Genomic DNA, 13124 nt, shown 5'->3' on the forward strand with positions numbered 1-13124 from the left:
AGCGCCAATGAGGGGAGTCGTTCGTGGACACCGTGGTGGTTGGATTCGATGGCACTGCGCCCAGCGTGAACGCCCTCGAATGGGCGGCGCACCGCGTAGCGAAACATGTCGCACAGCTGAGAATCGTCACGGTTGGCGTCGCCGACGATGATCCACTGCTCGATGTTGGCGCCGGAGGCGTGCAGCAGGCGCACGTGATCGCACCATCAGCCGAGATCGTCGCGTCGCGTGTGATTGGCAAGATGCCGCAAGCGCTATTGGCTGCTGCAGCGGGCGCCACCCTTCTCGTAATCGGTGCTCACCGCCAACGTCCAGTACGGGCAGCCCTTGCTGGCTGGCCGCCACTGCGTCTGGCTTCGAGGTCGCAGGGCCCGGTTGTGGTGGTGCCTGAAGACTGGTCAGATTCTGCCGGCCCGGTGCTGGTGGGAATCGATGACGATGATTCTTCAGCAAGCGCCGTGCGATTCGCCGCGGCTGAGGCTGAACGGCTCGGCCTGCGGCTGTTGCTTCTGCACGCCTGGCAGATGCCGTCGCCAACGACGGATGGGGCATTCGCCTACCTGGCATCGCCGCTGGAGCAGAAGGCCGTTCATCGCCGCATCCTCGATGACCTTCGCAGCGAGGTGCGAGCGCAGCATCCAGAACTGAATGTCGAGGGAGCCCTCGTGCAAGGAGCACCCAGCAGCGCGCTGCTCAGCGAGGCCAGGCGATGCTCGCTGATGGTGATCGGCACTCATCGCCGCAGCTTGCTTGAGGGTGCGCTGTTGGGATCGGTCGCCCAAGATACGCTGATGGGGTCACGCATTCCGGTTTGCGTAGTTCCTTCGTAGCGAAGAGCAACCCGAAGTTGGCATGGCGTGACAACACTCGTCCGACGGGAGACGCGGAATGTTCGAGAGCGGCGATACGCCCCTGCCGACGCCGCGCGAGGCTGAGCCCGAGCAGCACCGCCGCCGCATGCATGACCTACTGCGAGCGAGCACTTCCGTAGTCGAACGGCTCGACCTTGATGTCGTGTTGCGGCGCATCGTCGAGGCGGGGATGAGGCTGGTTGACGCGAGGTACGGCGCGCTCGGCGTGATCGGTTCGGACGGAGCCCTTGAGCGTTTCATCCATGTCGGCATGAACGAACACGTGGTTGCGCAGCTGGGTCACCTGCCCACGGGCAAGGGGGTGCTTGGCGCTGTGATTACCGCCGGCGAGCCGATCCGCTTAGAGCATCTGTCATCGGACCCGCGCTCGGCTGGCGTGCCCGACCATCACCCTCAGATGGAGTCCTTCCTCGGTGTGCCAGTGAGAGTAGGTGATCAGGTCTACGGCAATCTGTATCTCACCGACGGAAAGAACGGCCCGTTCAGCGCAGACGACCAAGAACTGATCGTTGCCCTCGCTGCTACCGCCGGCATCGCAATCGAGAACGCTCGCCTCTACGATGCAGCGCGCACTCGCGAGGCCTGGCAGGCGGCTATTGCTGACGTGGTCACCGCCATGCTCGACGTCAGCGGCGAGAACGTGTTGGACGTCATCGCCGATCGAGTGGCTGCAGCAATCGAAGCCGACCTTGTGGCGGTTGCTACTCCTCACGGCGACGACGATCTCGAGCTGTCGGCGGTACACGGCCTCAACGCCGACGCATTGCGCGGTCGGGTGTATCCCGCCGAAGGAACGTTGACCGCTCATGCGCTGAATACTCGTCGTGCCGTGAGCACCGACGCGCAACGTGGCGGCGAGATGTTCGAGTGGCAGCCGAGCCTGGGGCCCTCTGTTGCTATCCCATTGTTCGTAGGTGATGAGCCGCTGGGTGCTCTCGTCGTGTCTCGCACATCTGGAGGGCCCGGCTTCACCGCGGCCGACCTCGAGATGGCTTTCACCTTCGCCGCGCAAGCGAGCATCGCGCTCGAGGTGGTGCGCGCGCGAGAGGAGCGCAGCCGCACCGCGACCAACCGCGACCGCGCCCGCATCGCCCGCGATCTGCATGACCATGTCGTACAGCGGCTGTTCGGTGCTGGTCTGTCGCTGCAGGCGGTTTCAGCGAGTGTGGATGCGTCAGCATCCGATGCCATCGAAACGCAGATTGACGTGCTCGATGCGACCATCAAAGACATTCGCACCATCATCTTCGCGCTGAGCAGTGGCGACCGAAAGGGTGCCAAGCAGTTGCGCGATCGCCTACTCGATGTCGTTTCGGGTGTGACGGGCACGTGGACGACGCCACCTCACCTGTCGTTTGCCGGACCGGTAGACAGCCTGACGTCGTCGGCGCTCGCCGATGATGCCGTTGCAGTGCTTCGTGAGTTGCTCACGAACGTTGGCAAGCACGCACACGCAACGGCAGTTTCGGTACGCGTCGCTCTCGTCGACGGCTGGATCGAGCTCGGAGTGCAAGACAACGGGAGAGGCATCCCCGAAGGTGAGGCTCGCAGTGGGCTCGCGAATATCGCGGACCGGGCGTTGCTGCGCGGCGGACAGTGCGAGATTGTCAGTGAGCCCGACGGTGGCACCCACGTGCGCTGGAAGGTGCCTATGGACGACCGGAGCCACGAATCATGATCCGCGTGTTTCTCGTCGATGACCATGAGATCGTGCGGCGCGGTATCGCACAGCTCGTCGACACTCAGCCTGACCTCGAAGTGGTGGGCGAGGCGGGTACAGTCGCGGAGGCGCTTCGCAGAGTCGACGCGTGCTCGCCCGATGTGGCGGTGCTCGATGTGCGGCTTCCTGACGGGAACGGGGTGGATCTGTGCCGAGAGATTCGCTCGGCACATCCCACGGTTGCATGCTTGATCCTCACCGCGTACGACGACGACGAGGCATTGCGCTCTGCCGTGCTTGCCGGTGCGAGCGGATATGTGTTGAAAGACATTCGCAGCGGCATGCTCGTCGAGGCGATTCGCCGCGCCGCTGCCGGAGGCACGATCCAGGCATCCGAGGTCATGATGCGTGCGGCCCGCACGCTGCACTCTGACCGCGAACGCCGCGATGAGAACAGCGCTCCAGCCCTGTCACTTCGGGAGAGCCAGGTGCTTTCGCTGATCGCTGAAGGGCTCACCAACCGAGAGATCGGCGCACGGTTGGGCCTTGCCGAGAAGACGGTCAAGAACTACGTCAGCGCTCTGCTCGCAAAGCTCGGCATGGAGCGGCGCACGCAAGCGGCGGTATATGGCGCGGAGCGCAAACATCAGTCGGATTGATGCTCGCACCCCGCAGGACCTTTGACCCTTTACTCTGGCGCCATCGAGGAGTTGAGTAGGGGATAGGACCGTACGCAGTACGCAGTACGCAGTACGCAGTCGAAGGGAGACGCCGTGGACTCCGCGATCGAGAATGTTGTCGAAAAGCTCAGCGCCGCAACCTGCTGGGAATTGCTCGGTCGCGCGCAGCTGGGCCGTCTTGCGCTCGCCGTTCACGGCGAGATCGACATCTTTCCGGTGAACTTCGTCGTGCACGAAGGCTCGCTTCTGTTTCGCACGGCCCCGGGGACGAAGCTGTTCGAGCTGACGGTGAATCCGCGCGTCGCTTTCGAAGTCGATGAGTTCGACGACGGCGTCGCGGCGAGCGTTGTAGTCAAGGGCGAGGCGGAACGTGTCGAGGCTCAAGACGAGGTGGATGAAGCCGACGCACTCGAACTGAAACCGTGGATTCCCACGCTCAAGTATCGGTGGGTGCGAATCACACCCACGTCGCTGAGCGGTCGTCGCTTCGTGCGCGCTCCTGAACCAGATAGATACGAAGTCATAGACGACTAAGTCGGCAACCTATCGTCCCATCGAGAAGAAAGACCAGCAACACCACGACCCACAGCAGCCACGTTCGAGGAAAGGAGCCGCACATCATGACCAGTTCCACACCCGCTCAAGGCGACGGTGCACAACAGTCGTCTGCGTCGGAAGTCCAACCACGCACTGATGCACCCAACCCCTATCTCATTGAGCCGCACCACGAACCCACTGCCGCAAGCCTCGGTGTCCAAGAGATTCCCGTTGATGAATGCTGGCGGCTGTTGGAATCGGTCGGTCTTGGCAGGCTGGCGATCGTCGCCGCTGACGGGCGCCCCGACGTGTTTCCGATGAACTTTTTGGTCTACGACGGCAGCGTTGTCATCCGCACTGCTCCCGGCGGAAAACTGCAGGCGCTGCACTCGAAGCCTGCGGTGGCGTTCGAGGTAGATGGATCGGACGTGTGGCGACACTGGAGTGTCGTCATCCGCGGAGACATTGTGCGCATGGATGCTGACGAGCTGATCGAAGCGTCTGGTGCGCTGGAGCTCTTCTCGTGGAGCCCGACCGCCAAGCACAACTTTCTGCGCCTGAAGCCAGACTCTATTTCAGGTCGTCGCTTTCGCAAGCGTGGGCCCACGGCCGCCGGAGAAGTGGAACGCGAGGCCACCGGAGCGGGGGAAGACGAGGAAGCTCGTCTGCACGACGAGAAGCCATCGCCAATCCCGCACTACGCCCCGCTCGAGTGACACGTCTCGCTCGAGTGATACGTCCTGCCTAGCGTGGCGAAAGGGCAAGCGCCATCGGCATCTCAGCCGATCATTGCGCCCGCCGCGCCCGCAACGTAGGGGATAAGCCAGATCACCCACACCACAACGCTGAACCGGTGGAACGTGTGAATCTCGTTGTCGCGACCGCGTAGCAAGACGATGACTGCCCACACCAGGTGGAACGCCATCAGAGCAATAGCGATCAGCCCGCTCCACGCCATCACGGTGTCCAGAACGCTTGCCTCGACGCCCGCTGCGCGGCGTTCGTTCGCGATGCTGCTCATCATGAGCGTGCCCGTGGTATCGGCAGCGAGGCCGAGCGCGAAGAACGCGACGTGCCACCACTTCAGCACCTTCTGGATGCGCTCAGCCCACACCCCGATGGTGTAGAAAACGAGTGCGAGCGTGATGGTGACGATGGCGGCAGGCAGCATAGGGAACCTTTCTGGACTGCTGCGAGCCTATCGGTGGGGGCATAGTGCGAGCCTCGCGATATCGTGAAGGCGGTCAGTTCGCGCGTCAACAGGAGTCAGTCATGCCAAGCAATCGCATTCTTCGAATGACTTTCGCAAGCATTTACGTGCTCTATGTGCAGAAGGTCGAACGCAAGGGCAAGTCCAAAGCAGATGTCGATACGGTTATCGAGTGGCTGACCGGTCACGATGACGAGAGTCTCGCCAAGGCCGTCGCAGATGAGGTCGACCTCGAGACGTTCTTCGCCGAGACGCCCGCTTTCAATCCCGACGCGTCGCTCATCACGGGTGTGATCTGCGGCTACCGTGTCGAAGACATCGAAGACCCGCTGATGCAGAAGATTCGCTACATGGACAAGCTCGTCGACGAGGTTGCACGTGGTAAGAAGATGACCTCGATCCTTCGAACGCCTGCGGCCTGACGGGTTCGCTATAGGGCATGCACGCCCCGCGTCACCTGCCAATGCGCTGAGCAGCGCCGGTCTGCCTTGCGGCGTGCGGCCACGCACCCGACGATGGAGGGGTGACGACCCCTGACGAGACGACTGCGCCCCCGCGCCGCTGGCCGTGGATCGTCGCAGCCAGTGCCCTCGCAGCCATCGCGGTAGTGGTCTTTTCGATGTGGATGCTGCGCCCCGCCGAAACGGCAGCATCCACTCCCATCGCTACGCCAACGGCGACTCCTACACCGACACCGACACCGACTCCTACTCCTACTCCTACTCCGACTCCCACCGGCTTTCCGGCCAACACGGCGACGTACGACGTGACGACGCTCGAGCAGGTGAGCGTGTTCTCGGTGCTTGAGAAACTTCCGGTGGATGATGAGCCAGCGGCATCCTTCGTGGGAGAAACCGCTCTTGCTCTCGGAATCGGCGCGCCCGTCTTCGCAGATCCTGAGGGGGAGCCCGTTGCGTATGTACCGCGAGAGTTCCCCTATGACGGCACCTTGCTTCCGGTGATCGAACGCCAGACCAATTGGGTGAAGGTGCTGCTCACCGGCCGGCAAGCCATTCCGTCGACGGGCGATCCTGCGCAGGTGAGCGGATGGTTGCGTGTGCAAGACGTTGAGCTCGCGCCAAACGACACCGTGGTGAAGGTCGATATCTCAGACCGCACCCTCGACATTGTGACCGACGGCGAAGCGGACCGTATCGCGAATGACTTCGCCTGGGGCACCGACGCAACGCCCACCCCACTCGGGCGCACCTTCATCATGACCACCCGTGTGGTTGAGGAGTTCTGGTACACCCGCGGGCACCCGATCGTGTATCTCGCAGTGCAATCGCCCACGCTGGATGGTTTCGGGGGAGCGGACGTTGCAATCACCGCATTCCACTACCACGACCAACGCTCGGGCGCTATTTCCAACGGGTGCATTCGGCTGGATGCAGATGCGATAGATACGCTCGCAGAGTTGCCGATCGGCACCCCGGTCGTCATTGAGCAATAACCGTCACACAAGGAACCTCATGAACCAGCGCCCCCTCGCTCGTACCGGTCGAAACGTCTCCACTATCGGCCTGGGAACTTGGCAACTAGGAGCAGACTGGGGTTCGGTGAGCGAAGAAGATGCGACCGCAGTTCTCGCAGCGTCGGCCGACGCCGGCGTGACGCTCTTCGATACCGCCGATGTCTACGGCGATGGCCGCAGCGAGTCGATCATCGGCGGGTTCCTTGCATCGCGTCCAGGGCATGGCATCACCGTCGCCACCAAGATGGGCAGGCGCATGGCGCAAGAGCCCGAGAACTACGTGCCCGAGAACTTCCGCGCGTGGACCGATCGCTCCCGCAACAACCTCGGCGTTGACACCCTCGACCTCGTGCAACTGCACTGCGCGCCCATCACGGTCATCAACAGCGACGAGACGTACGACGCGCTTGATGCACTGGTCACCGACGGTGCGATTGCTGCCTATGGCGTTTCGGTGGAGACGACTGCGCAGGCGCTCGCTGCTATTTCGCGTCCGAACGTGTCGAACGTGCAGATCATCTTCAACCCGTTCAGGTTGAAGCCGCTGGATGAGGTGCTGCCGGCGGCCGAGGCCGCAGGTGTCGCGGTTTTCGCTCGGGTTCCGCTGGCCTCGGGGCTGCTCTCAGGCAAGTACACGGCCACCACGACGTTCGCCGAGAACGACCACCGGACGTACAACCGTCACGGCGAAGCCTTCGACCGTGGCGAGACGTTCTCGGGCGTGGAATTCTCTGTGGGCCTCGAGGCAGTAGCGGAGCTGACCCGTGCTTTGCCCGACGGGGTCTCGCTTCCCGCGGCGACTCTCGCATGGATTGCCTCACGCACTGGCGTGACATCGGTCATTCCGGGTGCACGCAACGTTTCGCAAGCGCGGGCAAACGCTGACGCGGGCGCACTGGCCGAGGGCGACTTTGGCGTAGATTCGTTCGATTCTGTGATCCGAAACGTGTATGACCGGTTGTTGCGAGATGCGATTCACCCACAGTGGTGATACGCGGTCTTGTCTGAACTGTGCGTGCCGAGCTGTGCCCGCGCAGGGGTGTGGAGAAACAGCGTGCGGGTGCGCGGGGCTGTGGTGGACTACGTGCATGATCATCGAGTTCGAGGGCGAAGTCTTTTTGTGGGATGCGCGCGCCGATGTCGCCATGCACCTCACCTCGGTCCCACCTGAACTGAGCGAAGACATTCGTGAGATTCCTCGGCCGCACCGCGGTTTCGGGGCGGTACGAGTAATTGCGCGAGTCGGCGGTTCCGAGTGGAACACGTCGATCTTTCCCGACAAGAAAACTGAGACCTACGTGCTACCTCTGAAAAAGGCGGTTCGCAACGCAGAAGGTCTCGTCGAGGGCGGGCCTGTTCGGGTGCGTCTTGAGGTGCTGGATGCCTAGCCGCTCGCGGGGGCACCGGGCTGATCTTGAGCGGGTCGCCGGAACGCTGCCGAGACGGGTATGACACCCGCCACCGCGTTCCTGTTAGTTCTCCTCACGACAGCTGGACTCGCCGTTGGCTATCTGCTCAACGGCGTTGTTGCGCGCGTGCAGCCGCGGCTTGAGCCATCGCCAGAGCGCACCCGCCTTCGACCGACCGCTCATATGCACGCATGGCCGCGCCGCACCGCAGTCATGCTGATCACACCGCTCTCATTTGTGGGCGTGACATGGTTCTTTGTTTCAGATGCTGACCCGAGTCGTGCCAATGAAGTGTGGTCCCTTGCGGTCACGATTGTTGCGTTCCTCTATTTCGCCGCCGTCTCGATCGCGCTTACGTTCATCGATCTCGCAACCCATCGTTTGCCGAATGCTCTCGTCTTGCCGTGCTATCCCGTAGGCGCTGCGCTCCTGGGCTGCGCGTCCTTGCTGGTCGGTGACTGGCAGGCAGTGCTCACCGCAGTGGCGGGGATGGTGATTCTATTCAGCTTCTACTTCACGCTCCGCTCTCTGCAGCCCAGGGGCATGGGCGGCGGTGACGTCAAACTCGCCGGCGTGATCGGGATGTATCTCGGGTGGCTGGGCTGGACCGCGCTCGCCGTCGGGGCTTTCGCCGCCTTCCTGCTTGGAGGTGCGGTCGGCGTTGCGCTCATTCTGGGTGGCCGAGCGAGTCGAACGACGGCATTGCCGTTCGGCCCATGGATGTTGGCAGGGGCCTGGGTCGGCATCGCGCTGAGCAACAGCACGCTTCTTGTCTCCTGACGCTGACTTCTGCAGGGTGCGCGACCGGTGCGTAGCGAAAGATCTCGGGGTTGCATAGCGCTGAACGACGGGTCTGTCCAACCCAGTTGTCTGGAGCGTCAGGCTCGCTATCGTGGCGGTATGAAGGAGTTCATCGCGAAAGCCATTGCTTGGGTGCTGTCGCTCAAGCTCGTACGATCGGCGTTGCTCTACGTAGAGCGACGCGGTCCCATGCTGGCAGACAGCGTCACATACCGTGCGCTGTTCAGCGTGTTCGCGGGCGTGCTGCTGGGCTTTTCGATCGCGACGATCTGGCTGGCGGGAAACCCGGTCGCGTGGCAGGCGCTCATCGATGCAGTCAACAACTTCGTTCCGGGCCTCGTCGGACCCGATGGCATCATCGAGACCGACGAAATCGACGCACCCGCCGGACTGACCGTTGCGGGAACGATTTCTCTCATCGCCCTGGTCGCGGCGGCGATCGGGGCGATTGCCACGATGCGTTTGGCGATCCGGTCCATCGCTGACTTCGCCCAACAAGACGGGTTCTTTCTGTGGGTCATGTTGCGCAACCTGCTGCTGGCCATTGGAATCGGGCTTGCACTCGCGGCCTCGGCGGCCATCACCTTCATCGGAACTGCAGGGCTCGATCTGGTCGCAGGTTGGCTCGGCATCACCGAGAGCTCGGCATTGATGGAGTTCGGCTCGCGTGCGCTGACGCTCATCGTGGTATTCGCGATGGATGCTGCGATTATCGCGGTACTCTTTCTCACGCTTTCCGGTGTAAAGCCGTCAGCACGTTCGCTGTGGAGCGGTGCGTTGCTTGGCGCGGTCGGCCTGACCGTATTGCAACAACTGTCATCGTTGTTCGTGGGTGGTGCATCGTCTAACCCGTTGCTCGCTTCTTTCGCATCGCTCATCGCGTTGCTGCTGTGGTTCAACCTCTCGGCACAGGTGATTCTCATCGCTTGCGCCTACATCGTCACGGGAATCGAAGAGGAGCGCGACCGGGTTCGTGCAAAGTTCGGGGCGTCGACCTTCGCTCAGCGCAGAGTGCGGCGCGCCGAGAACGAGGTGCGTTTCGCGGCCAAAGAACTGCGAATAGCCCGAGAGGCTGAGGCAGCAGAGCGCGAAGGTGACGAGGGTAAACAAGACACCCCTGAGGCAAAGTCGGGTTCATGACGACCTGGGCGACCACCTACACTGCGGCGCAGGTGCGGGCGGCGGAGGCACCACTGCTGGCTGCGGGGGCTCCATTGATGTTGCGCGCGTCAGCCGCTCTCGCCGACGAGCTGAGAAGAGAGCTGGCTGAAGTCCGCGCCCCACGAGTGCTTGTTCTCGCGGGCAGCGGCGACAACGGTGCAGACGCCTTGTTCGCCGCCGCCGAACTGGTTTCGCAGAGTGCCGCCGCCGTCGTGGCGGATGCTGATCCCTTCTCGCCCGTGCAGACGGACGATAGAGCGATAGCCGTCGACGTGCTGCTCGTATCCGAGCGCTTCCATGTCGCGGCCCTCACCGAGGCGGTCTCGGCGGGCGCGCGGCGGATCGACCTGGCCAGGCTGCGAGACAGCGCAGCGAACTACGACCTCGTTGTAGACGGCATTCTCGGCATTGGGGCGGGTGCGAAGTCCGCGTTGCGCGGTATTGCGCGCGAGGCGGTGCAGGCGCTCTTGCACGCCGCACGAACCGGCGCTTTGCGCGTAGTGGCAGTAGATCTTCCGAGCGGACTTCACCCCGACACTGGTGAGGCAGACGAGGTGGTGTTGCCCGCTGCGGTCACCGTCACGTTCGGCGCAGTAAAGGCTGGACTGGTCACCGACCGCGGCCCCGAGCTGAGCGGCGATATCGTGTTCGTCGATCTCGGTCTTACGCCCGGCCTCAGAGCGGAAGCGCCGGCGGGCGAGGCTGAGATTGCGCGTGTTGTTCGGGCGTAGCGCCTCGCTGGGGCGAGACAGGTGACGGGCAAGTAAAAAATTGGACCTCGACGCCTAGAGAGCGCTGTTAACCGCGGGGGACTCGGTAGTTTCGTACTCATGCCTGATCACTTGCATCCCACACACCCGCTTGCGCTTGCGCCGGTCGCCGCGCCGCCGAGCACGGTCGATGGATTCGTGCGGGAATTTCTGTTGAACCTCAACTCCGGCCGCGGAGTCACGCTTTCGAATGCCAGCGCGACTGACAAGTATTTCGCGCTGGCACACACAGTGCGCGACTATCTCATGGCGCGCTGGCTCGAAGACCTCAGACGTCAGCGCGAAGTGCAAGACAAGGGAGTCGCGTACCTCTCCGCTGAGTATCTTCTTGGCCGCCAACTCGACAACAACCTGCTCGCTTCCGGCCTGAGCGAGATCGCCGAGGAGGCGCTCGCCGCCTGTGGCATCGATCTTGACGTCCTGCGTCAGCAAGAGGTCGAACCAGGACTCGGCAATGGCGGTCTCGGTCGCCTCGCAGCCTGCTTCATCGACTCACTCGCCACGATGGGGGTTCCCAACGTCGGCTACGGCATTCGATATGAGTACGGCATCTTCCGCCAGACATTCGTCGATGGGCAGCAGGCAGAACAGCCCGACGCGTGGCTGTCGCTCGGGTCACCGTGGGAGTTCGCACACCCTGAAGGAGCGCAGACGATCGCATTCGGTGGCCACACCGAGACCTACGACGACGAGGGAGTACCCCGATCTCGCTGGATTCCGGCATGGAACGTGCAGGCGGTGCCCTACAACTACATGGTTCCCGGCTACCAGAACGGACGCGTCAACACGCTTCGGCTTTGGAGCGCGGTGGCCACCAACTCGTTTGATCTTCGGGTGTTCAACTCGGGAGATTACGAAGAGGCAGTACGTGCCCAGACGTATGCCGAGAACATCTCGAAGGTGCTGTACCCCGAGGATTCGACCCCCCAGGGCAAAGAGCTTCGACTGCAGCAGCAGTATTTCTTTGTGGCGGCATCGATCAGAGACGTCTTCGATGTCATGCTCCCGGCTGACTTCGAACTGACCAACCTGCCAGAGCGGATCATCTTCCAGCTCAACGACACCCACCCGGTGATCGCGGTTCCCGAGTTCATGCGCGTGTTGGTCGATGAGAAGAAGATGGATTGGGATGCTGCGTGGGCAGTCACGCAGCAGTGTTTCGCGTACACATGCCACACTCTGTTGCCAGAGGCGCTGGAAGTCTGGCCCGTCGAACTGCTGGGCCGGCTGCTGCCGCGACACCTCGAGATCATCTACCGCATCAACGAAGATTTCCTCGTCGCCGTCCGCGAGAAGTTCGGCGATGACGAGATGCGCATTCGCGACATGTCGATTATCGGCGAGCATCCGGTGCGCTCAGTGCGCATGGCATATCTCGCGACCGTTGCTGGCGCAAAGGTGAATGGTGTCGCTGAGCTGCACTCCCAGTTGCTGCGCGACAAGGTGCTGCCCGACTTCAACGAGTTCTACCCGGGAAAGTTCATCAACGTCACCAACGGCGTGACGCCTCGACGGTTCGTGCGCCTCTCGAACCCGTCGTTGTCAGGGCTCATCACCGACGCGCTGGGAACCGGCTGGGTCACTGATCTTGAGCGGTTGCGAGAACTCGAAGCCTACGCTGAAGACCCCGAGTTTCGCACACAGTTCGCCGAGGTGAAGGCAGCCAACAAACGCCTGCTCAGCGATGTGCTGCGCGAACGCGACGGCTTCGAAGTGAGCGACGGACACATGCTCGACGTCATGGTCAAGCGGTTGCACGAGTACAAGCGTCAGATGCTGAAGGTGTTGCACATCGTCACCACGTATGAGGGGATCATCTCAGGGCGCGTGGCCGTCGGCGACGTGCAGCCGCGCACCTTCATCTTCGGTGCGAAGGCCGCGCCCGGCTATGTCATGGCGAAGCGCATCATCCATCTGATCAATGCGGTCGGCTCCGTTGTGAACAACGACCCGAGGGTTGAGGGCAAGCTCAAAGTGCTCTTCCCTCCGAACTACAACGTCACCTTGGCCGAGCGGGTAATCCCTGCCGCCGACCTGTCAGAGCAGATCTCGCTCGCGGGCAAAGAGGCATCTGGAACGGGCAACATGAAGTTTGCTCTCAATGGGGCGCTCACCATCGGCACCGATGATGGTGCCAATGTCGAGATTCGGGAGCTGGTCGGTGACGACAACTTCTTCCTGTTCGGAATGAGCGAGCCCGAGGTGGAATCGCTATGGGCGAAGGGATACAAGCCGAGTTCGTTCTACAACGCCGACAGCGGCTTGCGCCGTTCACTCGATCTGATCGCAGCCGGTGCATTTTCGGGTGGGGATCGCTCAATGTTCGAGCCCATAGTGTCGAATCTGCTGTACGACGACCGCTTCATGGTGCTGGCCGACTACTCGGCCTATATCGGGGCTCAGGCCAAGGTAGACGCGGCATACGCCGACCAGGACGCCTGGACGCGTTCGGCGATCCTCAATGTGGCGCGGTGCGGATACTTCTCGTCGGATCGCTCCATGCGCGACTACATTGAGCGCATCTGGCACACCGCGCCGTCGTTCTAGTGC

At 62.5% G+C, this 13124-nt stretch carries 14 protein-coding genes; 13 read left to right on the forward strand and 1 reads right to left on the reverse strand.

Annotated elements, in window-relative coordinates:
- The first annotated feature begins 23 nt into the window (after positions 1 to 23).
- The 5 genes from WDU96_RS06495 (at position 24) to WDU96_RS06515 (ending at position 4465) form a co-directional block, all read left to right on the forward strand.
- Positions 24 to 830: a universal stress protein gene (locus tag WDU96_RS06495; RefSeq protein WP_337337694.1), complete on the forward strand. Its 807-nt coding sequence runs from the start codon at positions 24 to 26 to the stop codon at positions 828 to 830.
- Between the two features lie 58 nt (positions 831 to 888).
- On the forward strand, positions 889 to 2550 hold the full coding sequence (locus tag WDU96_RS06500) for a GAF domain-containing sensor histidine kinase (protein WP_337337695.1): 1662 nt from the start codon (positions 889 to 891) through the stop codon (positions 2548 to 2550).
- Positions 2547 to 3191 carry a response regulator transcription factor gene (locus WDU96_RS06505; RefSeq protein WP_337337696.1) on the forward strand — a complete coding sequence of 215 codons (645 nt, stop codon included), beginning with the start codon at positions 2547 to 2549 and terminating at the stop codon, positions 3189 to 3191. Before WDU96_RS06500 ends, WDU96_RS06505 begins: the two co-directional genes overlap by 4 nt.
- A gap of 114 nt (positions 3192 to 3305) precedes the next feature.
- The gene (locus WDU96_RS06510) at positions 3306 to 3746 is read left to right on the forward strand and encodes a pyridoxamine 5'-phosphate oxidase family protein (protein WP_337337697.1); all 441 of its coding nucleotides are present in this window, start codon (positions 3306 to 3308) and stop codon (positions 3744 to 3746) included.
- An 86-nt stretch (positions 3747 to 3832) separates the two neighbouring features.
- Positions 3833 to 4465, forward strand: a complete 633-nt coding sequence (locus WDU96_RS06515; RefSeq protein ID WP_337337698.1) for a pyridoxamine 5'-phosphate oxidase family protein — start codon at positions 3833 to 3835, stop codon at positions 4463 to 4465.
- 62 nt (positions 4466 to 4527) lie between these two features.
- Here WDU96_RS06515 and WDU96_RS06520 read toward each other — a convergent pair whose 3' ends face one another.
- Positions 4528 to 4920: an HsmA family protein gene (locus WDU96_RS06520; RefSeq protein ID WP_337337699.1), complete on the reverse strand. Its 393-nt coding sequence runs from the start codon at positions 4918 to 4920 to the stop codon at positions 4528 to 4530.
- Between the two features lie 101 nt (positions 4921 to 5021).
- Here WDU96_RS06520 and WDU96_RS06525 point away from each other — a divergent pair, with 101 nt between their 5' ends.
- From WDU96_RS06525 to WDU96_RS06560, 8 genes are all read left to right on the forward strand, one after another.
- On the forward strand, positions 5022 to 5381 hold the full coding sequence (locus WDU96_RS06525; RefSeq protein ID WP_337337700.1) for a DUF2200 domain-containing protein: 360 nt from the start codon (positions 5022 to 5024) through the stop codon (positions 5379 to 5381).
- 101 nt (positions 5382 to 5482) lie between these two features.
- Entirely contained in the window at positions 5483 to 6412 is a 930-nt protein-coding gene (locus WDU96_RS06530) for a L,D-transpeptidase (protein WP_337337701.1), read from the forward strand.
- A 19-nt stretch (positions 6413 to 6431) separates the two neighbouring features.
- Positions 6432 to 7424, forward strand: a complete 993-nt coding sequence (locus WDU96_RS06535) for an aldo/keto reductase (protein ID WP_337337702.1) — start codon at positions 6432 to 6434, stop codon at positions 7422 to 7424.
- A gap of 97 nt (positions 7425 to 7521) precedes the next feature.
- Positions 7522 to 7821: a DUF1905 domain-containing protein gene (locus WDU96_RS06540; protein ID WP_337337703.1), complete on the forward strand. Its 300-nt coding sequence runs from the start codon at positions 7522 to 7524 to the stop codon at positions 7819 to 7821.
- A gap of 60 nt (positions 7822 to 7881) precedes the next feature.
- Positions 7882 to 8622 carry a prepilin peptidase gene (locus WDU96_RS06545; protein ID WP_337337704.1) on the forward strand — a complete coding sequence of 247 codons (741 nt, stop codon included), beginning with the start codon at positions 7882 to 7884 and terminating at the stop codon, positions 8620 to 8622.
- Positions 8623 to 8742: 120 nt separating this feature from the next.
- Positions 8743 to 9783 (forward strand): YihY/virulence factor BrkB family protein, encoded by a 1041-nt coding sequence (locus WDU96_RS06550; RefSeq protein WP_337337705.1) that lies wholly within the window; start codon positions 8743 to 8745, stop codon positions 9781 to 9783.
- Positions 9780 to 10535, forward strand: coding sequence for an NAD(P)H-hydrate epimerase (locus WDU96_RS06555; protein WP_337337706.1), 756 nt, complete (start codon positions 9780 to 9782; stop codon positions 10533 to 10535). Before WDU96_RS06550 ends, WDU96_RS06555 begins: the two co-directional genes overlap by 4 nt.
- Positions 10536 to 10634: 99 nt before the next feature.
- Positions 10635 to 13121 carry a glycogen/starch/alpha-glucan phosphorylase gene (locus WDU96_RS06560; protein ID WP_337337707.1) on the forward strand — a complete coding sequence of 829 codons (2487 nt, stop codon included), beginning with the start codon at positions 10635 to 10637 and terminating at the stop codon, positions 13119 to 13121.
- Positions 13122 to 13124 lie beyond the last annotated feature (3 nt).

Origin of the sequence: Microbacterium marmarense (assembly GCF_037204165.1) — a bacterium.
Classification (GTDB): Bacteria; Actinomycetota; Actinomycetes; order Actinomycetales; family Microbacteriaceae; genus Microbacterium; species Microbacterium marmarense.